Raw genomic sequence first — 18,178 nt, 5'->3', positions numbered from 1 at the left:
GCGGCACCGCCGCCACGGTGCCGCTATCCGCCCGCTTCGGCCAGCAGCGCGCAGAGAGCGTCCAGGGCGGCCGGGAAGGCGTGCTCGGGCGGGGTGCCGTAGCCGACCACCAGGGCGGGCGGGGCGTCCGGGGCGAGCGACGGGTCGAGGAGGTGCGGGCCGAGACCGGAGACGACCAGGCCCGCCGCCCGCGCACGGGCGACCAGTTCCGCCTCCGGGCCCGCGCCGGGCGGCAGTTGCAGGACGGCGTGCAGCCCGGCGGCGATCCCGGTGACCCGGACGTGCGGGGCCCGCTCGGCGAGCGCCGCGACCAGACGGTCCCGGCGGCGCCGGTAGTGCAGCCGGGAGCGGCGGACGTGCCGGTCGTACCGGCCGGAGGTGATCAGCTCGGCGAGGGTCAGCTGGTCGATCACCGGGGACATGGTGTCGGCCAGCCGCTTGAACCGGGCGACCGGTTCGACCAGCGCGTCGGGCAGCGCCAGCCAGGCCAGCCGCAGGCCCGGGGCCAGGCTCTTGGCGGCCGTCCCCCCGTAGACCACGCGGTCCGGGTCGAGCGCCTGCATGGCGCCGAGCGGCTGCCGGTCGTACCGGAACTCACCGTCGTAGTCGTCCTCGATCACGTAGCCGTCGTGCTCGCGCGCCCAGCGGACCGCCGCCGACCGGCGGTCGGCGGCCAGGGCCACGCCGGTCGGGAACTGGTGCGCGGGGGCGAGCAGCACGGCGCCGGCCGCCGGGGCGCCCGGCCCGGTCAGCAGGTCGGTGCGCGCGCCGTACCCGTCCATCGGCAGCGGTACGAGGGCGAGCCCGGCCGCCCGCAGGACGTCCCGCTGCGGCGGCAGTCCGTACGCCTCGACGGCCACGGCGCGGGCTCCGCGGGTGGCGCGGGAGCCGCCGTCCGCGCGACGGAGCCGCTCGCACAGGGCTGCGGCGAGCAGGCCGAGGCCCTGGCTGAACCCGGCGCAGATCAGCAGGCGTTCCGGGTCGGTGCGCACCCCGCGGACCCGGGCCAGGTAGTCGGTGAGCGCCCGCCGCAGCTCGATCCGGCCCAGCGGGGAGCCGTAGTCGAACACGTCGTGCGGTGCGGTGGCCAGCGCCCGCCGGGCGGCGGCCAGCCAGGCGGTGCGCGGGAACAGCGAGAGGTCCGGCCGGCCGGGCAGCAGGTCGTGCCGCCCGGTGGGCCGGATCCCCGGCGGCAGGGTGGCGGGGCGCTCGGCGGGGCGCGGCGTGGCGCGTTCGGCCACCGTGGTGCCGGACCCCTGCCGCGAACTGAGCCACCCCTCGGCGGTGAGCTGCCCGTACGCCTCCACGACGGTGTTCCGGGCGATCCCGAGGTCCTCGCCGAGCGCCCGGGAGGACGGCAGCCGGGTACCGGGCGCCAGCCGTCCGTCCTGCACGGCCTCGCGCAGCGCGTCCTCCAGGGCCGCCCGCAGCCCGGTCCCGGCGGCCCGCCGCCCGGTGAGGTCGAGGTGCAGATCGCCGCCGAAGGCGGTCCAGGAAGCGGCCCGGGGAGAGGGGCGGCGGGCGGCCCTGGAGGGCGGTCGGCGGGCGGTCATGTCCGGATTATCGCGGCACTCCCGTCACCCCGGGATCTCCGATACATTGCGCCCGACCGGGACGACCACGGTGGGGGTGGCGAACATGGCGCGGCGGTACGGCAGTTCGGGCGACGGCCCGAGAGGCGGCGGGCGGCGGTCCGGTGGCGGCGGCTGCCTGAACGCCTTCTTCATGCTGATCTTCTTCACGGTGCTGGGCTACCTGCTCGCCCTGCCCGTCCTGATACCCGCCGTCATGAAGGGCCAGACGCCGCCGCTGCACGCCACCCCGGCCCAGGTGGCGATCCTGGCCGGCATCTCCTACGCGGTCGCCCTGCTGCTGGACTGGCAGGCCGGTCGCCGCCGCCGGGTCGAACCCTGGGTGGTCCCGGTCCGGGCGGCCGCCCTCACCGGACTCGCCGCGCTGGTCGCCCACCTGGTCGGCGCGTACCTCGCCCCGCAGGTCTTCGGGGTGCGGGACCCGGCCGGGGCCAACGCCTCGGCCCTCCAGTGCGTCGTGGTCGGCGCGATCGCCTGGGCCTGGCGGCTCCGCGTCCGGTCCTGGGCCGGCGGCCCGCCGGAGCGGTCCTGGACCCCGCCGCGCCGCACCGACTCCCGGACCAGGACCGTCGCCCGCCCGGCCGCCGGGGAGGTGTGGGTGGCGATGGTGCCGTTCCGCGACCGGGCGGAGGCGGCCCGGCACTACTGCGTGATCCTCCAGGCCCAGCAGGGGTACGCGGAGGTCCTGCAGATCACCAGCAAGGACAAGGACCACCGCGACGACTACATCCGGATGGAGAACGAGGGCTGGGACCGCACCGGCAAGCCGTCCTGGGTCGAGGTCGGGATGGTGCCGCGCCGGGTGCCCTACGAGAGCTTCCTCTCCGACCACCCGCAGGGGCCCTGCCCGCCGCGGATCTGGCGTGAGATCCAGCGCCGTCAGTCCGCCCTCGGCCCCGGCCGTCCGCCCCGGCAGCGCCCGGCCGGCGGTTCCTCCGGCGGCCCGTCGGGCGGTCCTGCCGGCGGCTCCTCGGGCCCCGGCCGGCGCCGCCCGCCGAACGCGGGGCGCGGGCGCCAGTCCTGAGCCGGGCCGCCGCCCGCCGGCCGCTCAGTTCCAGGTCGCACCGGCCGGCTCCTGGATCGTCGCGTTGATCCGGTTGAAGAAGTTGGTCAGCCCGATCATCAGGATGATCGCGGAGAGCTGTTCCTCGCCGAAGTGGTCCGCCGCCGCGTCCCAGACGTCGTCCGGCACGGCCTGCCCGGAGCGGTCGGCGATCCGGGTCGCGGCCTCGGTCAGCGCCAGGGCCGCGCGCTCCTCGTCGGTGAAGTACGGCGTCTCCCGCCAGGCGGCGACGGCGTGCAGCCGCTCGTCCGTCTCGCCGGCCTTCTTGGCCCCGGTGACGCCCGCGACGACGCAGGCGCTGCACCCGTTGATCTGGCTGGCCCGCAGGTGGACCAGCTCCATGGTCCGGTGGGGCACGCCGCCCTGGTACATCGCCTTGTAGATGTTCTGGATGCCCTTCATGGCGTCCGGCAGGACCATGGCGGGGTTCTTCATCCGGGCGGTGTGGGTGGTCATCTGATGGTCCTCCGGCTCAGGGGGGCCCGGCGCGTGCGTCGCGCGGACCGGTTAACGTCCGTCGAAGCACTGACGGATCCCGACGCGAGGATGTGACAGGTGAACGGGGAAGATTTTCCGGCCGCGCGGTTCGAGGAGCACCGACCCCATCTGCGGGCCGTGGCCTACCGGATGCTCGGCTCGCTCAGCGAGGCCGAGGACGCGGTGCAGGAGGCCTGGTTCAAGCTGGAGCGGGCCGACACGAGCGCGGTCACCAACCTGGGCGGCTGGCTGACCACGGTGGTCGGCCGGGTCTGCCTGGACCTGCTGCGCTCGCGGGCCGCCCGGCGCGAGGACCCGATGCAGGACCGGGACGGCCGGGAGGTCCGGCTGCCCGACCCGGTCATCGGCGGGGCGCAGGCCGTCGACCCGGAGCACGAGATCCTGATGGCCGACTCGGTCGGCATCGCGCTGATGATCGTGCTGGAGACGCTCTCCCCTGCGGAGCGGCTCGCGTTCGTGCTGCACGACCTGTTCTCGGTGCCCTTCGACGAGATCGCGCCCGTCCTCGGCCGCACCGCCGCCTCCACCCGCCAGCTCGCCAGCCGTGCCCGCCGCCGCGTCCAGGGCGCCGCGCCCGCGCCGGACGCCGATCTGGCCCTGCGGCGCGAGGTCGTGGAGGCCTTCCTGGCCGCGGCTCGCGGCGGGGACTTCGACGCGCTGCTCGCGATCCTCGACCCCGAGGTGGTCGCCCGCAACGACGGCGGTGTCCTGCGGCCCGGCCTGGTCCGGCGCGGCGCGACCGAGGTGGCGTCCGGGGCGAGCGTGTTCGCGGCCCGGTTCGCGGGGGAGACCCGGCTGGTGCTGGTCAACGGCGAGCCCGCCGTCGCCGTGTTCGCCGACGGCCGCCCTGTCTCGCTCGCGGCGTTCACCGTCCGCGGCGGCAAGGTCGTCGCGATGGACATCTTCACCGACCCGGAGCGCCTGGAGCGGCTCGGCCTGTCGGCCTGACGGGTGCCGCCCGGCGGGAGCCCTCCCGCCGGGCGGCCGGCCGCTCCGGAACGCCGCCACCACCGCACCGAGCGCGCCCGCCGCCCGGAGGCACCCCGGATGGCCGGCCCGACCGGTCAGACGTCGCCGAACTCCCCGCCCCGGGCGGCGGTGACGAAGGCCTGCCAGGCGGCCGGGCTGAAGGTGAGGTCGGGCCCGTCGGGGTCCTTGGAGTCCCGGACCCGCCCCGGAGCAGCGTCGTCCACCTCGATACAGGAACCACCCTCGCCATTGCTGTAACTGCTCTTCCGCCACTGGGCGGAGCGGTCATTGCTCTTGCGCATTCTCGTGGACCTCCGCCGCCGACAGGATCAGGGCCAGGGACGCCTCCGGCGACAACGCGGCGGCCCGTACGAGATCGTAGGACCGCTGGCATCTGGCGACCAACCCTGTGTCATCGATGAGCTGTCCGGCGTGCTGTCCTTCGAGATAGACCAGCGGAGGTGCGTCGGAGAAGGTCATCAGCGAGAGCATGCCACCGAGAAGCGCGTGGGCTCCGGCCTCGTAGGCGACGATCTGGACGATCAGACGCCTTCTTATGATCAGAGCGGCGATGTGCCTGAGTTGGTCCGCGATGATCCGACGGCTTCCCACGACCCGGCGGAGTACGGCCTCGTCCAGGATGAACCACAACTCCGGTCCGGTTGTGGCGCTTACCAGCCTTTGTCGATCCATCCTCGCGGCGACCAGCTCCGCCAGCTCGTCATCGCTGAGCAGGGGTTGGGCACCTAGTGATACGGCCGTCGCATAGTCCGAGGTCTGCAACAGCCCCGGCACCACGCTACCGGCGTACTCGCAGATCGAAACCGCGCGTGACTCGTGCTCGACGGCTTCCTTGAAGTAATCGGCGAAACGCGAGTACTCCAACAATTCATGAATGCGCACAAGCACCCCGCCAGAGTCGAGGATGTCGTCGATGCGCAGGGAGAGATCGATCTGCGGAGACCGGACAGAATTCTCCAGTTGCCCGATGTATGTACCGGACACGAACGTCAGTGCCCCCAGTTTCTCCTGGGACATCTTCGGTAGTGCGGCCTCTCGAAGACGCCGCAGCTCGGAGCCGTAGTACTCCCTGGGCGTCTTTCCTGGCGGCAGGCTGTTGGGGGTGGTCATCGGGGCTCTGCCTCCGAACAATCAACTTGTGGTGACCAATTGGCTTCTCAGCGTAGGCGGGGTGCTTGATTCTGGTGGGGGAATCGCAGAACTCCATCGCGACAGAGGAGCAGTGTCATGGCCTCCATGCTCAGAAAGATCACCGCCGAGGACCGCTCGGAGGCGGCCGAAGCCCTCGGTGACCTCACGGCGACCCTCGCCGCCGCCGGGACGGCCCTGCCCTCCACCGGCATCGACTGGAACTGCGCCTCCGTCACCGGCGTGGTCCTCATCGACCTCGGGGCCGCGCCGACGTCCGTCGTGCTCAAGCTCGTCGACGTGATCCGCGACGGTGTCCGGGCCCGCCGCGAGCAGGGCGAGCGGCACCCCTGGCGGCCCTCGGCCGGCCGGCCCGTCACCCTCGGTGCGGTCGGCGGCGCCCCGCTCGCCGCCGAAGTCGTCGCCTCCACCGGCCGGTTGGTGACCGTCCGCCTCGCCGCCCAGTGATCCCGGAAGCGACCCGCACCCCATGAACACCGAACCCTCCCCCGTGCCCGGCCAACTCGTCCTCGACCGCCGCACCCGCCGTACCGGCGTCTACATGGACACCATCGGCGGCCGTCTCTACCTCCGCCCGGTCGGCGGGGGCGTCGAGTGGACCGCCCGGCCCGAGCACGTCGGCCTCCCCGCGCCCACCGACCCGGCACCGTCGGCCGCGAGGCCGCTTCCCGGATGAGCCGCCCGCCCCGCATGCTGCTGATCGCCGCCTCGGCCGCCTCCGTGGCGGCCGGCACGGTGCTCGCCGTACTCGCCAGCCACCCCGTCCGCCGCCACGGTCCCGGCGCGGCCAACCTGTTCTTCCTCCTCGTCCTCTGCGCAGGCACCCTCCTCGTCAACTCCACCCTCGGCCGGGCGATCGAGCGCCACTGGGCCACCCGCCGACGCTGACCCTCCCCGCACGGGACTTCGGCCCCTCCGACCTCCTGTGCAGGGCGCCTTCCGGCCCGGCTCGTTCGCCCGCTGCGTCACCGCGTCGGACAGCAGGGCCCTCGGTCACTCCACGCGTGCGGCGATGGTCCGTGCGCACTCCATCGACTCGGCCCGGGTGGTGTCCACCTCCAGGTCGTAGGTCACGCCCTGGTGGACCACCTCCGCCTGGGACACGGCCATGCCGATGGTCCGATCGCCCCGTGCGACCTCCCGCCCCGCGGCGACCGCGCCGTCACACCGGACGCCGACCCACAGCACCCGCAACCCGCTCAGGGCCGTCCGCCACCGCTGCTGCGAGTCCGCTCCGCCGAGGAAGACCTCGTCGACGACGACCCGGGCACCCGCGCGGGCCATTGCGGCGATCCCCTCGATCCAGGCCGGTTCCAGCGTCCGGAACTCCGGCCCGACGATCACGGCCCCGTCCGGAGCGAACTCGATCCCGCCGTCCGCCGTCTGCATCGACATCGGCATCGCCTCGACCAGCGTGTCCGTCCCGAGGGCCAGCCACGGGTCCGGCAGGACTGCCTGGAGACACCTGATGATCCCGGACTTCCCCGAGCTGGAACCACCGTTGAGAACGATCACCTGAGTCATCACCGCGCCACCGTAGAGGCGCCGGCGCCGTGCCCGAAACGGATTTCCGCGCCCCCTGGGGCCGTGTCGCCGCCCCTGGGTCCGCCCGGCGGCAGGCGGCACGGCGGGATGCCGCGGCGGGCGGACCTGGACGCGAGGTTGAGCCCGCCGCTCCGCCGCCGGGGGGATGCGGGGCTGCGGGCCGGACGAGTCGGGTCGCGGCGGGCTCCGTCGCTGCTCAACCCCCTTGTGGCGACGGGGCGGGAGGCTCGACAGTGGGTGCGAGGGGGCGTGGCAGACTGTTCGCCTGCCGACGCGTTCGGTCGCGTCCGACGGAGGGGCTGGGGATGAGTGGTCGGGGGACCGTGCTCGGGGGTCGCTACACGCTGACCGCGCGGATAGGCGGCGGCGGGATGGGGTCCGTCTGGCAGGCCGACGACGCGGTGCTGGGGCGGCAGGTCGCGGTGAAGATCCTCCACGCGGCGCTGCTGGAGGACGGCACCTTCGCCCGGCGCTTCCGCCGTGAGGCCCAGCTGCTCGCCGCCCTGAGCCACCCCGGCGTCGTGGACGTGCACGACTACGGCGAGGAAGGCCCCGACGAGGACGGCGAGCGCGCCGCCTACATCGTCATGGAGCTGATCGACGGCCGTCCGCTGGACAAGGTGCTCGCCGAGGACGGGGTGCTCCCGCCGGACCGCGCGCTCGGTCTGCTGGCCGCCGCGCTGGACGCCCTGCACGCCGCGCACCGGCGGGACATCGTGCACCGCGACGTGAAGCCGTCCAACCTGATGGTCCGGGACGACGACCGGGTGACGGTCACCGACTTCGGCATCGCCCGCGCCACCGCCGGGACCAGGCTCACGGCCTCGCACGCGGTGATCGGCACCGCCCTCTACATGGCTCCCGAGCAGGCCGAGGGCAAGGAGATCACGCCCGCCGCGGACCTCTACGCGGTCGGCGTGGTCTGCTACGAACTGCTCACCGGCAGGCCGCCGTTCACGGGCGAGAGCGTGCTGGAGGTGGCGCTCAAGCACCTGCGCGAGCCGGTGCCGGCGCTGCCGGAGTCGATACCGGCGGCGGTGCGGGCGATCGTCACGACGGCGCTGGCCAAGCAACCGGGGGACCGTTTCGCCGACGCGGCGGCCATGGCGGAGGCTGCCCGCGCGGCGGTGGCTCCGGGGGCAGTCGCGTCACCGGTCACGCCCCCGGCCGTACCCGCCGCGCCCCTCGCCGCGCCCCCCGCCGTGGTCGGCGAGGTCGTGTCCCGCGCGGCCACCGAACCCGTTCCCCGCAGCCGGCGGCGCGGCTTCCTGGTGCCGATCGTGCTCCCGCTGGTGATCTCGGTGGGGACGGCCACCGTGTTGCTCATCGACAAGGCGCCGTTCACCTCGGAGGCGCAGACGCCGGGCTCCGCCCCGCCGGTGGCGGTGACCGTCACCGCGACCGTCCCGGCCGCGCCGCTCCCCGCCACCGTGCAGCCCACCGCGGCGCCGTCCGGCACCCCGTCGGGGACGGAGACGGCGCTGCCGCCCGCCACCGGCCCGTCGAAGTCCGCCACGGGGCCCGCCCGGACCACCGCGCCGCAGCAGCCGCCCGCCGCCACCGCGCCGGGCGGCACGGGGCCCGCCGCACCGCCCCTGCCGTCGGCCGTCACCGCTCCGCCCGTGCCCTCGGGCGCCACCGCCCCGCCCCCGGCTCTTCCGCGGCCGTCGGCCCCCGCCGCCTCCCCGTCGGCCCAGCCTCCGGCCGCCGTCCCCGCCGGATGCGGCGGCACCAACTGGGGCTACCTCACCAATGTCGGGGACGGCCTGCGCGTCGGTCTCTCCCAGGACAGCCTGGCGGGCGGCCAGGCCGTGGTGATGGGAGGCGCGAGCGCCTACGGCTGGGTGCACACCGTTCCGAGCAGCTGGCACCAGTTCAACCCGTGCAAGCTGAGCGCCCCGCCGCTCGTGCAGGACATGGACGGCAAGGTGGTCCTCTCCAACGGCTTCAGCTTCATGACCAACTGGACGGTCACCCCCGCGACCACCTCCGGCGCCTTCTACCTGAAGGACTACATGGGCCAGAACTGCCTGACCGACAACGGCGCCGGTGCGCAGCTCACCATGACGGTGTGCACCCCGGGCAACAAGTCCCAGGAGTTCCGCGTCCCCTGATACCCCTCCAAGCCCCTTGAAGGGTGTTCATGCTTATTAAGGAGCTTTAGTGGCTGGACACCGCTGCTGACGACATGCCATGATCAGGCATGTCGCCGCACGGAGCGGCAGTAGCAAGGGGAGGAACGTCATGACCCAGGAGAACCCGGCGTACGTGTCGGTGCCGGTGCCGGCCCATCTCGTGCCGGCCGTCTACGCCTTCATCGCCGAGCGCAGCGGGGCGACCACAGCCCCGACCGCAGCCCCGGCCGGCGGGACGGGGCCCACGTCGAGGGACCCCCAGGGCGAGCACCAGCGGCGCCGTGACGAGTGGGCCGTGGAAGACCTCCGCGCCCTGATCAGCGACCGTCGCGACTCCGTTCAGGTGGTCGTCGCGATCCTCGACATCCTCGCGGAGCAGCCGGGCGTGAAGGTGAGCTACGGGGCGCTGGTCGCCGCGCTCGGCCTCGACCGCACCCGGCTCCGCGGGTCGCTGTCGGGCTTCAGTCGGGTCCTGAAGGCCCACTACGAGCGGGAGTTCTGGCCGATGTGGTGGTCGGAGATCGCGAGCGAGGACGAGGACCGCGCGACGGAGTACTGGTACTACGTCAGCGAGACCGTCGCGAAGCGCTGGCTCCAGGCCCGCGCCGAGGGGTGAGCGCCCGGTACAGCACGTGAACGCCGCTCGGCGCCGGTCGCCGGCTTTCCCGGCGGGGTGGAGGCAGGCCGTCAGGCCGCCTCCACCCGGCGCCAGTCGCCGTCGCCCTCCACCGGTGCCGGGCCGAAGTCGTAGCGGACGCCCGCCGGGCCGAAGGCCAGCAGGGATATCGACGACGAGCCCCAGATCCGGCCGTCGCCGAACTCGCGGCGCTGGACCAGCGCAGCCGGGTCGTCCAGCGGCAGTCCGTCCCCGGCGACGATCGGCAGCCACGCGCCCCACGCCTCGCCGGTCGACACGACCTCGGGGAGCGGCTCCGGGCGGGTGGCCGTCTCGAAGCGGGCGCGGAAGCGGGCGGCCCGGGCACCCATCAGCGAGCGGATCCGCTCGGAGGCGGTCCGGTTCTCCGCCATCCCCTCGGGGCCGTCGTTGAGCACGACGCTCAGGCCGGTGGGCAGGTCCAGTTCCGCGAGCCGGCTGCCGCTGCCGCCCCAGCTCAGGACGCGCACGCCGCCGGCCCGTGCCACCACCAGGTGGAAGGGGTCGTACCGGTCGAGGTCCAGCCGGTCGAGCCGGCCGCCCCGGACGGCGAGCAGCGGCAGTTCGCCGCGCGACTGCCGGGCCTGCGCGGGGGCCAGGGTGCCGAAGCCGTTCAGCAGGCAGGCCGCGACGGCTTCCCCGCCCGCCCCGGCGGAGCCGACCGCCAGCCAGGTGCCGCCCGCGACGAGGTCGAGCCCGCCGACCGCGGAGGGCTGTGCGGGCCAGTGGCGGCCGGGCGGCGCCCACCGCCGGCCGGCGTACTCGTCCCGCACCGCCAGCACCAGCACCGGTACCGCCGACGACGGCTCGATGCTCACGAACGCCGTACACACGTTCTGTCCCCCTGACCTCGTCCGCACCGGGCGGCGCCGGGATCCCACCGGTACCGCCCCACCCTGCGATCCTCGCACGCCCGTTCGCGTCCGGAGGGGCGACCGGAGCCACACCGGAGGCGAGCGGAGACGCACCGACGAGGCACCGGAGGGGCGCCCGGGCGCACGGCCACGGCCACCGACCGGGCGTCCGGGGACTTCCGTCGGAAGCCCGGTCGTGCCAGACTCCGCGCACCACGGCCGCGGCGGGCCGGGGCCCGGCGTACCCCCGAAGTGGCCCACGATTCCCGGGCCCGAACGCACCAGTAGGGCAGGCCACCCGGCCCCTAGGCTGGCAGGCATGACGACGAACGAGACCTCGGCCGACACCCCCGTCCCCGCCCCCGAGCAGCGGATCTCCCTTCCCGACCTGGCGCCCGACTTCTACAGGGCGATGTTCGCGGTGGAGCGCGCCGCCCGGCAGGGCGTGGACCCGGTCCTCGCCGAGTTGGTCAAGGTGCACGCCTCGATGATCAACGGGTGTGCGTTCTGCATCGACATGCACTCCACCGACGCCCTGAAGAACGGCGAGCGGGACCACCGGCTGCTCTCCCTCCCCGCCTGGCGCGAGACGCCGTGGTTCACCGCCCGGGAGCGGGCCGCGCTCGCGCTGACCGAGTCGGTCACGCTGCTCACCCAGGGCCACGTGCCGGACGCCGTGTACCAGGAGGCCGCCGCGCAGTTCGAGCCGGCCGAGCTGGCGCAGCTGATCGCACTGATCATCACCATCAACTCCTGGAACCGGATCGGTGTCACCTCCCGGCTCAGCCCGGCCACGAAGTAGGGTTCCCGACCATGACGGCACAGCAGCAGGCCAAGGCCCGGATCCTCCGCGAACTCCACCGCCCCGGTGACCCGTTGGTGCTCGCCAACGTCTGGGACGCGGCGAGCGCCCGACTGGTCGCCGCCGCCGGGGCGCGCGCCGTGGCGACGGCCAGTGCGAGCGTCAGCTGGACGCTCGGCAGCGCGGACGGCGACGCCGCCGACCGGGGCGAGGTGCTGGCCCAGACGGCGCTGATCGTCCGCGCGGTCGGCCTGCCGGTCACCGCCGACCTGGAGAGCGGGTTCGCGGAGACGGCCGCCGGGGTGGGCGGGACGGTCGCGGGGCTCCTCGCCACCGGGGCGGTGGGGGTGAACCTGGAGGACGGCCGGCGGCCCGTGGCCGAGGCGGCCGAGCGGATCGCGGCGGCCCGCGCGGCGGCGGTCGCGGCCGGCGTGGACCTCTTCGTCAACGGCCGGACCGACGTCTTCCTGCTCGGCCTCGGAGACCCGGAGGGGCGGTTCGACGAGGCGGTCGCCCGGCTGCGCGCGTACGTCGAGGCGGGCGCCGACGGGGTGTTCGTGCCCGGCGTGGCCGACCCGGAGGTGATCGCCGCGCTGGTGAAGGCCGTCCCGGCGCCGCTCAACGTGCTGGCCGGGCCGGGCTCGCCGTCCGTGCCGGAGCTGGCGCGGCTGGGGGTGGCCCGGGTCAGCCTGGGGCCGGGTCTGGCCCGGGCGGCGTACGCGGCGGTGCGCCGCGCCGCCGAGGAGGTGTACGCGGAGGGCACGTACACCGCGCTCGACGGCGGACTGGGCTACCAGGAGTTGCAGGAGCTGAGCGCCCCCGCCGAGTGAGCCGGCTCAGGACCGGCCGGTGCGACCGTGCGGAACCGGTCTGTCGCACCGGCCGGCCGGTTCAGCGGACGGCCCGCGGGCCGTCCGCCGGCCGGTCTCACAGACCGTGGCCGATCTGGCCGCTGAGGCCGGGGTGGGTCATCTGGTTGGTGCCGATGGCCTCGACCTCGCCGGCGGCGTGGCCGACCAGCGGCAGGTCCTTCGCCTCGTGAAGGAGGAGGTCGGCAGGGGAGAGGGTGAGCCCGTTGGAGAGTCCGCCGAGGGCGTCCGGGGAGGCCGCGGTGGAGGTGGCGGCGGAGGCGGCCGGGACGGCGGCGGCGAGACCGGCCATGGTGAGGGCGGCCAGGGTGGCGAGTTTCTTCATGGAACCCCCAACGACCCGGCCGCCCCGCGGTCACTTCCGCAGGGTCAGACGGTCACCCGCAGCGTCCGCACGCTGTTGCTGACGAAGGACCCGATCGGCTCCGGCGCCGGGCCCTGCGCGAGCGCCAGCTCGGGGTACCGCGCGAACAGCGACCGCAGCGCCGTCTCCGCCTCCATCCGGGCGAGCCCGGAGCCGAGGCAGAAGTGCGGGCCGTGGCCGAACGACAGGTGCCGGTTCGGCTTGCGGGTGAGGTCGAAGCGGTCGGCCTCCTCGTAGTGCCCGGAGTCCCGTCCGGCGGCGGCGTACGAGGCGAGCAGAGCGTCCCCGCGCCGGATCACGGCGTCCCCGACCGGGATGTCCTCGACCGCGTACCGGAGCGGGAACTGGCCGACCGGCGAGTCGTACCGCAGCGTCTCCTCCACCACCGCGGACCAGGACGCGGTGCCGTTCAGCACCAGCTCCAGCTGGTCGGGGTGGGCGAGCAGCGCCCGGACGGCGTTGGTGATCAGGTTGAGCGTCGTCTCGTGGCCGGCCACCAGCATCAGCAGCAGGGTGCCGACCAGCTCCTGTTCGCTGAGCCGGTCGGTGTCCTCGCGCGCGGCGATCAGGTCGGTGGTGAGGTCGTCGCCCGGTTCGGCCCGCTTGGCGGCGACCACGGAGGCGAGCAGGGCGAACAGCGCCCGCTGGGCGGCGACCGCGGCCTCGGGGGTGGCCGAGCTGGAGACCAGGGTGTCGGAGAGCTCGTGCAGCTCGTCCTGCTGCTTGGGCGGCAGGCCGAGCAGCTCGCCGATCACCTGCATGGGCAGCGGGTAGGCGAAGTGCTCGCGCAGGTCGAACTCGCCCTCCAGGCCGGCTATCCGGTCGAGCAGGGCGACGGTCCGGGCCTCGATGGCGGGTTGCAGCGCGGCGACCCGGCGCGGGGTGAACGCCTGGGTGACCAGGCCGCGCAGCCGCCGGTGGTCGTCGCCGTCCGTGGTGATCATGCCGGGGACGGTGACGAAGTTGATCAGCGGCCACCCCTCGGGCAGCCGGCCCTCCCGGAACACCGTCCACAGCTGCGGGTTCTTGCCGACGCGCGGGTCGGCAAGCAGCTCCTGGAGGGTGTCGTGATGGGTCACTGCCCAGACCACCACCCCGCCAGGGAGCTCCACCAGGACCGCCGGGCCGGCTTCCCGGAGCCGGAGGTTCTCCCCGTGCTGGTCCCGTCCGAAGGGGTCGAGCCGGACGGGGTCGGGCCGGACGGGCGCGCCTGCCCCGGTGTCGGACCCCCCTCGGAGGGGGACGGCTCCGTGGCCGGGTCGGTCGTGCTCGGCGGCTGCGGCGGTGTCCATGCGGCGGGCCTCTCGGGGGCTTGCGGTCGGGGCGGGGTGAAGGCGCTGTAGAGCACCGGCAGGCTGACCAGGGCGCGCGACCAGGGCGACGGACGCCAGGCCAGCTCGCTCGGCGGTACGGCCAGTTGGAGGTCCGGAAGGCGGTGGAGCAGGGTCTCGACGGCGGTTTCGACGATGATCCGGGCAGGCTGCTGGGCCGGGCAGACGTGCTTGCCGGCGCCCCAGGCCAGGTGGGCCCGGTTGCCGCCCAGCGCGCCGTGCCCGGGCGTGCCGGTGCCCTGGGCGGCCGGGTCGGCGTTGGCGGCGGCCAGCCCCAGGACGAGCATGTCGCCGCGGCTGATGTACTGGCCGCCGAGGACGGTGTCGCCGGTGGCCCACCGGCCGGGGAAGTTCTGCGTCGGCGGGTCGCGCCAGAGCACCTCCTCCAGCGCGTCGGCGACGGTCAGCCGCCCGCCGGTGAGGGTGGCCCGGAACCGGCGGTCGGTCAGCAGCAGCCGCAGCGTGTTGCCGGTCCAGCAGATGGTGGTCTCGTTGCCGGCGACCATCATCACGACCAGGTGGTGCACCGCCTCCTCGTCGGTCAGCCCGGCCGGGTGGGCCAGCAGCCAGGAGGTGAGGTCGGCACTGGGCGTGGTCCGGCGGAGGCGGACCAGGTCGACCAGGATCGCCTGGAACTCGGCGTTGGCGCGCACCGACTCGGCGCCGCTGTCGGCGATGTGGCTGATCAGCTGGATCAGGTGCTGGCCGGTTTCGGCGGCCAGCCCGAGCAGTTGGGTGAAGACGAGCAGCGGCAGCCGGCGCGCGTACTGGGCGACCAGGTCGGCGGTGCCGTCCGGGCCCCAGCTGTCGATCAGCGCGTCGGCGGCGGTCTCGGTGGTCTCGCGCAGCTGCCGGTGGTCGATCTGGGCGAGCGTGTCGGCCACGGCGGCGCGCAGCCGCTGGTGCTCGGCGCCGTCCAGGTTGAGCAGGGTGGGGCGCCAGGCGGTCATCGGCTGGAGCCGGGAGTCGGGGGCCAGCCGGCCCTCGGCGGGGACCCGCCAGCGGCGCGAGTCCTTGGAGAACAGCGCCTCGTTGCGGGTGAGTTCGAGCAGCTCGGGGTAGCCGACGACCAGCCAGGCCTCGACGCCGGGCTCCAGCTCGATCGGCGCGACCGGGCCGTACTGGGCGCGCAGCCGGGTGTACAGACCGTGCGGGTCGTCCGCGACGGCCGTGCCGTACAGCGGGGTGAGCGGCACTCCGACCGGCAGCCCGCCGGGGAGCCCGCCGGACGGTGGGCCGCCCGCGTGCGCGGGGCAGCCGGGCGGCGGAAGCGCGGTACCGGGCTCGGGGGTCGTCATCGCTGGAGCTCCAGTACGGCCGTGGAGTGCAGGTGGTCGACGAAGTCGATCAGCAGGTCGTACGAGGCCCGCCGGTCCCGTGCGTCGCAGTACAGGATCGGCGCCTCGGGCAGCAGGTCCAGTGCCGACCGCAGCTCCTCCTCCGGGTAACTCGGGGTGTCCGGGAAGGTGTTGACGGCCACCGCGAACGGGATCCGTTGTTCCTCCAGCCGGCCGAGCACCTCGAAGCTCTCGTCCGGGCGGCGCAGGTCCACCATGGCGATGGCGCCGAGCGCGCCGCGCGACAGGTCGTCCCAGAGCGGCCAGAACCGCTGCTGGCCCGGCGTGCCGAAGAGGTAGAGGGCGAGCCGGGCGTTGAGCGTGATCCGGCCGAAGTCCAGCGCGACCGTGGTGGTGGTCTTCTCGCTGCGCCCGGTGAGGTCGTCGACCCCGCTGCTGGCGGCGGTCATGGTCTCCTCGGTGCGCAGCGGGGTGATCTCGCTGAGCGAGCCGACCAGGGTGGTCTTGCCCACCCCGAACGGGCCGGTGACGAGGATCTTGACGGCGCCCTGGACGGACGGCGGCAGGTACCGGGGTTCGGCGGGGCGGTCGGCGGACGCGCCGGCGAGGGCGTCAGCGGAGTTGGCGGAGGCCAACGAGTACCTCTTCCAGGAGGGTTGTGGGCAGGCGTTCGGCCTGCGGGACGGGCGGGAGCACCTGGACGGCGCCGAGGTCCCAGAGGTCGCCGACCAGGACCTTGACGACACCGAGCGGCAGGCCCAGGTAGGCGGCCACCTCGGCGATCGAGAGCAGGCTGCGGCAGAGGTCCAGGATCCGCTGGTGCTCGCGGTTGAGCAGCGCGTCCTCGGGCAGTGCGGGCCGGTCGGGTAAGGCGGTGACCAGGCTCTCGACGGCCAGCGCGGTCCTGGTGGGACGGCTGCGGCCGCCGGTGATGACGTAGGGCCGGACCGGCCCGTTCACCGCAGCCCCTCCGCCGCGAGGTCGGCGCGCGGCGGACTCGTGAGGTGGGATCCGATCCGCTCGACCAGGACCTGCATCTGGTAGGCGACCAGCCCGGCGTCCACCGCCTCGGCGGTCACCACGGCCAGGTGGGCACCGGCGCCGGCGGCGACGATGAAGAGGTAGCCGCCGCCGTACTCGATGATGATCTGGCGGGTCGCGCTGCCGTGGCCGCCGAAGCCCTGGGCGACGCCGCGGGCCAGTGACTGGAGGCCGGAGCAGGCGGCGGCGAGTCGTTCGGCGTCCTCGCGCACGATGCCCTCGCTGCGTCCGATCTCCAGGCCGTCGTTGGACACCACGACGGCGTGCTGGACCTCGGGGACGGAGACGATGTCGGCGAGGAGCCAGCCGAGGTCAGGGGTGGTGGTCATGGAACTCTCCGGAGCGCTGGGGAAGCTGGGGGGAAGCGGGAAGGGAAGGGTCGTGCGGGGCGTGCGACCGGCCGGGGTTCTGGCCGTGGCCCGGGGAGTGGGCCCGATCGTCGCCCTGAGGGTGGCCCTGGGGGTGGCCCGGGGAGTGGGCCTGGGCCTGGACGGCCGAGCGGCCGCTGGCCGTGCCGGCCTGGAACATCGCCATGAACGTCTGCGCCTGCTGGGCCGAGCGGTACGGCGGAGCGGCCGGCGGGGTCGGAGCGGCGGACGCGGCGTGCCGGTTGGCCCGGTCGCGCCGGTGGCTCCGGCGGGGCAGCGGCGGCGGCGTGGCGCCGGCCTCGGCGGGCCGGTCGGCCGACGGGGTGTCGGCCGAGGGGATGCCGGGTGCTCCCGGCGTGCCGGCCACCGGCGGGTAGCCGGTCGCCGGGGGGTACAGCGGCGGGTACTCGGAGGGTGCCGGGTACCCGTACGGGTCCTGCGCGGACTGTGGCCCGGTCGGGCCCTGCTGCCCGTAGGCGCCCGGTGCTCCGAACGCGCCCTGCTGCCCGTACCCGTCCGGCCGCCCGTACGCGCCGGGCGATCCGTGAACGCCCGGGAACCCGTGCGCGCCGTGCGCGTCGGGCGATCCGTACGGACCCTGCGGCCCGTGCGTGCCCTGGGGGCCGTGTGCCGGGGACCGGCCGGGCGCGGGGGAGCCCGACCGGGGAGCGGCGGACCGGCGCGGACCGTGGCCGAACACGGCGTCGTCCGTGCCGAGGCCGGGCACGGCCGACGGCAGCGGTTCGGTGAGCAGCGCGTTCGGCAGCAGCACGACGACCCGCACCCCGCCGTACGGCGAGGGCGCGGAGCTGAGGGTGACCCGGAACCCGTACTGCTCGGAGAGCCGGCCGACCGCCGCCAGCCCGAGCTGCGGGACCTCTCCGAGGCGGGAGACCTCGATCGCGGGCCCGCCGCCCAGCGCGGCGGCCGCCTTGGAGACGGCCTGCTCGGGCATGCCGACGCCGCCGTCGTCGATCTCGATCACGGCGCCGTTGTGCACGGGCATCAGGGTGACGAACACCTGGGTGCTGGGCGGGGAGTAGCGGGTGGCGTTGTCCAGCAGCTCGGCGACGGCGTGGATCAGCGCCTCGGCGGCGGCCCCGACCACGGCGGTCTCGATCCGGCTGCGGACCACCACCCGCTGGAAGGGCAGGATCCGCGACTGCGCACCGCGCACCACGTCCTCCAGCGTGACCGGCTCGGGCCAGTGCCGGCCGGCCCGGGCGCCGCAGAGCACGGCCAGGGTCTGGGCCAGTCGTGCCTGTTGGGCGGCGGCGTGGTCCGCCTTGAGCAGGCCCTCCAGCAGGGCCGGATCGTCGTGGGTGCGCTCCATCTCGTCCAGCAGGGCCTGCTGGTCGTGCGCCATCACGAGGATCCGGCGGGCCACGCTGAGGAACGCCCGCTGGGTGGAGGCGTTGAGCTCCTGTTCCTGCTGGACGGCGGCCAGTTCGGCGCCGCGGCGGCTCAGTTCGCCGGTGAGCTGTTCCTTGAGGCGGTCGATCTCGCGCTGCTGCTGGGTGACCCGACGGCGCTGGGTGGCGGAGACCGCGCGATAGCGGGCGGCGGCCACGAGGGCGAGGGCGGCGAGTACGCCGGTTGCCGTTGCGCACCACTGAGTCATCGT

At 74.6% G+C, this 18,178-nt stretch carries 22 protein-coding genes; 9 read left to right on the top strand and 13 right to left on the bottom strand.

The window, feature by feature from the left end:
* Positions 1-23: 23 nt before the first annotated feature.
* Positions 24-1,553, bottom strand: coding sequence for a MocR-like pyridoxine biosynthesis transcription factor PdxR (pdxR, locus tag PUR61_RS11785; protein WP_329878590.1), 1,530 nt, complete (start codon positions 1,551-1,553; stop codon positions 24-26).
* Between the two features lie 76 nt (positions 1,554-1,629).
* On the opposite strand from pdxR, the gene PUR61_RS11780 reads away from it, so the two are divergent.
* Complete coding sequence (locus PUR61_RS11780; protein ID WP_329878589.1) at positions 1,630-2,616, top strand: hypothetical protein; 987 nt, start codon at positions 1,630-1,632, stop codon at positions 2,614-2,616.
* Between the two features lie 24 nt (positions 2,617-2,640).
* Here the strand turns inward: PUR61_RS11780 and PUR61_RS11775 are convergent, their stop codons facing one another.
* A complete protein-coding gene (locus tag PUR61_RS11775; protein ID WP_329878587.1) occupies positions 2,641-3,111 on the bottom strand; it encodes a carboxymuconolactone decarboxylase family protein in 471 nt (156 codons plus the stop codon).
* Between the two features lie 99 nt (positions 3,112-3,210).
* Here PUR61_RS11775 and PUR61_RS11770 point away from each other — a divergent pair, with 99 nt between their 5' ends.
* On the top strand, positions 3,211-4,101 hold the full coding sequence (locus PUR61_RS11770) for a sigma-70 family RNA polymerase sigma factor (RefSeq protein ID WP_329878585.1): 891 nt from the start codon (positions 3,211-3,213) through the stop codon (positions 4,099-4,101).
* A 116-nt stretch (positions 4,102-4,217) separates the two neighbouring features.
* Here the strand turns inward: PUR61_RS11770 and PUR61_RS11765 are convergent, their stop codons facing one another.
* Together PUR61_RS11765 and PUR61_RS11760 are read right to left on the bottom strand one after the other, a co-directional pair.
* Positions 4,218-4,424 carry a DUF397 domain-containing protein gene (locus tag PUR61_RS11765; protein ID WP_329878583.1) on the bottom strand — a complete coding sequence of 69 codons (207 nt, stop codon included), beginning with the start codon at positions 4,422-4,424 and terminating at the stop codon, positions 4,218-4,220.
* Positions 4,408-5,253 carry a helix-turn-helix domain-containing protein gene (locus tag PUR61_RS11760; RefSeq protein ID WP_329878581.1) on the bottom strand — a complete coding sequence of 282 codons (846 nt, stop codon included), beginning with the start codon at positions 5,251-5,253 and terminating at the stop codon, positions 4,408-4,410. The genes PUR61_RS11765 and PUR61_RS11760 overlap by 17 nt, the downstream gene beginning before the upstream one ends.
* A gap of 117 nt (positions 5,254-5,370) precedes the next feature.
* On the opposite strand from PUR61_RS11760, the gene PUR61_RS11755 reads away from it, so the two are divergent.
* From PUR61_RS11755 to PUR61_RS11745, 3 genes are read left to right on the top strand one after another with little or no spacing between them, the layout of a single operon-like run.
* Positions 5,371-5,739, top strand: a complete 369-nt coding sequence (locus tag PUR61_RS11755) for a hypothetical protein (protein WP_329878579.1) — start codon at positions 5,371-5,373, stop codon at positions 5,737-5,739.
* A gap of 22 nt (positions 5,740-5,761) precedes the next feature.
* Positions 5,762-5,968, top strand: a complete 207-nt coding sequence (locus PUR61_RS11750) for a hypothetical protein (protein ID WP_329878577.1) — start codon at positions 5,762-5,764, stop codon at positions 5,966-5,968.
* Positions 5,965-6,180 (top strand): hypothetical protein, encoded by a 216-nt coding sequence (locus PUR61_RS11745; protein WP_329878575.1) that lies wholly within the window; start codon positions 5,965-5,967, stop codon positions 6,178-6,180. Before PUR61_RS11750 ends, PUR61_RS11745 begins: the two co-directional genes overlap by 4 nt.
* Before the next feature lie 105 nt (positions 6,181-6,285).
* Here the strand turns inward: PUR61_RS11745 and cpt are convergent, their stop codons facing one another.
* Positions 6,286-6,816 carry a chloramphenicol phosphotransferase CPT gene (gene cpt / locus PUR61_RS11740; protein WP_329878647.1) on the bottom strand — a complete coding sequence of 177 codons (531 nt, stop codon included), beginning with the start codon at positions 6,814-6,816 and terminating at the stop codon, positions 6,286-6,288.
* Positions 6,817-7,142: 326 nt separating this feature from the next.
* Here cpt and PUR61_RS11735 point away from each other — a divergent pair, with 326 nt between their 5' ends.
* Positions 7,143-8,951, top strand: coding sequence for a serine/threonine-protein kinase (locus PUR61_RS11735; protein ID WP_329878573.1), 1,809 nt, complete (start codon positions 7,143-7,145; stop codon positions 8,949-8,951).
* 130 nt (positions 8,952-9,081) lie between these two features.
* Positions 9,082-9,588, top strand: a complete 507-nt coding sequence (locus PUR61_RS11730) for a hypothetical protein (RefSeq protein WP_329878571.1) — start codon at positions 9,082-9,084, stop codon at positions 9,586-9,588.
* Positions 9,589-9,659: 71 nt separating this feature from the next.
* Here the strand turns inward: PUR61_RS11730 and PUR61_RS11725 are convergent, their stop codons facing one another.
* On the bottom strand, positions 9,660-10,445 hold the full coding sequence (locus tag PUR61_RS11725; RefSeq protein WP_329878569.1) for an NRDE family protein: 786 nt from the start codon (positions 10,443-10,445) through the stop codon (positions 9,660-9,662).
* A 355-nt stretch (positions 10,446-10,800) separates the two neighbouring features.
* On the opposite strand from PUR61_RS11725, the gene PUR61_RS11720 reads away from it, so the two are divergent.
* Both PUR61_RS11720 and PUR61_RS11715 read left to right on the top strand, forming a co-directional pair.
* A complete protein-coding gene (locus tag PUR61_RS11720; RefSeq protein WP_329878567.1) occupies positions 10,801-11,283 on the top strand; it encodes a carboxymuconolactone decarboxylase family protein in 483 nt (160 codons plus the stop codon).
* Positions 11,284-11,294: 11 nt separating this feature from the next.
* Complete coding sequence (locus PUR61_RS11715; RefSeq protein ID WP_329878565.1) at positions 11,295-12,113, top strand: isocitrate lyase/PEP mutase family protein; 819 nt, start codon at positions 11,295-11,297, stop codon at positions 12,111-12,113.
* 97 nt (positions 12,114-12,210) lie between these two features.
* Here the strand turns inward: PUR61_RS11715 and PUR61_RS11710 are convergent, their stop codons facing one another.
* The 7 genes from PUR61_RS11710 to PUR61_RS11680 are packed head-to-tail and all read right to left on the bottom strand — an operon-like array spanning position 12,211 to position 18,175.
* Positions 12,211-12,477 carry a hypothetical protein gene (locus PUR61_RS11710; protein WP_329878564.1) on the bottom strand — a complete coding sequence of 89 codons (267 nt, stop codon included), beginning with the start codon at positions 12,475-12,477 and terminating at the stop codon, positions 12,211-12,213.
* 44 nt (positions 12,478-12,521) lie between these two features.
* Positions 12,522-13,595: a cytochrome P450 family protein gene (locus tag PUR61_RS11705; protein ID WP_329878562.1), complete on the bottom strand. Its 1,074-nt coding sequence runs from the start codon at positions 13,593-13,595 to the stop codon at positions 12,522-12,524.
* Positions 13,592-15,145 carry a cytochrome P450 gene (locus PUR61_RS11700; protein ID WP_329878560.1) on the bottom strand — a complete coding sequence of 518 codons (1,554 nt, stop codon included), beginning with the start codon at positions 15,143-15,145 and terminating at the stop codon, positions 13,592-13,594. Before PUR61_RS11700 ends, PUR61_RS11705 begins: the two co-directional genes overlap by 4 nt.
* Positions 15,142-15,780, bottom strand: coding sequence for a GTP-binding protein (locus PUR61_RS11695; protein ID WP_443035153.1), 639 nt, complete (start codon positions 15,778-15,780; stop codon positions 15,142-15,144). The genes PUR61_RS11700 and PUR61_RS11695 overlap by 4 nt, the downstream gene beginning before the upstream one ends.
* The gene (locus PUR61_RS11690; RefSeq protein ID WP_329878558.1) at positions 15,758-16,105 is read right to left on the bottom strand and encodes a DUF742 domain-containing protein; all 348 of its coding nucleotides are present in this window, start codon (positions 16,103-16,105) and stop codon (positions 15,758-15,760) included. Before PUR61_RS11690 ends, PUR61_RS11695 begins: the two co-directional genes overlap by 23 nt.
* Positions 16,102-16,515, bottom strand: coding sequence for a roadblock/LC7 domain-containing protein (locus tag PUR61_RS11685; protein ID WP_329878555.1), 414 nt, complete (start codon positions 16,513-16,515; stop codon positions 16,102-16,104). The genes PUR61_RS11690 and PUR61_RS11685 overlap by 4 nt, the downstream gene beginning before the upstream one ends.
* Positions 16,499-18,175, bottom strand: coding sequence for an ATP-binding protein (locus tag PUR61_RS11680; protein WP_329878643.1), 1,677 nt, complete (start codon positions 18,173-18,175; stop codon positions 16,499-16,501). The genes PUR61_RS11685 and PUR61_RS11680 overlap by 17 nt, the downstream gene beginning before the upstream one ends.
* Positions 18,176-18,178: the final 3 nt, after the last annotated feature.

This window comes from Streptomyces sp. BE20 (assembly GCF_036322525.1).
Lineage (GTDB): Bacteria > Actinomycetota > Actinomycetes > Streptomycetales > Streptomycetaceae > Kitasatospora.
This window is presented reverse-complemented; position numbering and strand designations above follow the sequence as displayed.

Coding starts and splice junctions, on each gene's coding strand:
- PUR61_RS11730 (WP_329878571.1), top strand. CDS start 9,082: ATGACCCAGGAGAACCCGGCGTACGTGTCGGTGCCGGTGCCGGCCCAT.
- PUR61_RS11760 (WP_329878581.1), bottom strand. CDS start 5,253: ATGACCACCCCCAACAGCCTGCCGCCAGGAAAGACGCCCAGGGAGTAC.
- PUR61_RS11720 (WP_329878567.1), top strand. CDS start 10,801: ATGACGACGAACGAGACCTCGGCCGACACCCCCGTCCCCGCCCCCGAG.
- pdxR (WP_329878590.1), bottom strand. CDS start 1,553: ATGACCGCCCGCCGACCGCCCTCCAGGGCCGCCCGCCGCCCCTCTCCC.
- PUR61_RS11750 (WP_329878577.1), top strand. CDS start 5,762: ATGAACACCGAACCCTCCCCCGTGCCCGGCCAACTCGTCCTCGACCGC.
- PUR61_RS11765 (WP_329878583.1), bottom strand. CDS start 4,424: ATGCGCAAGAGCAATGACCGCTCCGCCCAGTGGCGGAAGAGCAGTTAC.
- PUR61_RS11755 (WP_329878579.1), top strand. CDS start 5,371: ATGGCCTCCATGCTCAGAAAGATCACCGCCGAGGACCGCTCGGAGGCG.
- PUR61_RS11775 (WP_329878587.1), bottom strand. CDS start 3,111: ATGACCACCCACACCGCCCGGATGAAGAACCCCGCCATGGTCCTGCCG.
- cpt (WP_329878647.1), bottom strand. CDS start 6,816: ATGACTCAGGTGATCGTTCTCAACGGTGGTTCCAGCTCGGGGAAGTCC.
- PUR61_RS11715 (WP_329878565.1), top strand. CDS start 11,295: ATGACGGCACAGCAGCAGGCCAAGGCCCGGATCCTCCGCGAACTCCAC.
- PUR61_RS11710 (WP_329878564.1), bottom strand. CDS start 12,477: ATGAAGAAACTCGCCACCCTGGCCGCCCTCACCATGGCCGGTCTCGCC.
- PUR61_RS11700 (WP_329878560.1), bottom strand. CDS start 15,145: ATGACGACCCCCGAGCCCGGTACCGCGCTTCCGCCGCCCGGCTGCCCC.
- PUR61_RS11735 (WP_329878573.1), top strand. CDS start 7,143: ATGAGTGGTCGGGGGACCGTGCTCGGGGGTCGCTACACGCTGACCGCG.
- PUR61_RS11685 (WP_329878555.1), bottom strand. CDS start 16,515: ATGACCACCACCCCTGACCTCGGCTGGCTCCTCGCCGACATCGTCTCC.
- PUR61_RS11680 (WP_329878643.1), bottom strand. CDS start 18,175: ATGACTCAGTGGTGCGCAACGGCAACCGGCGTACTCGCCGCCCTCGCC.
- PUR61_RS11745 (WP_329878575.1), top strand. CDS start 5,965: ATGAGCCGCCCGCCCCGCATGCTGCTGATCGCCGCCTCGGCCGCCTCC.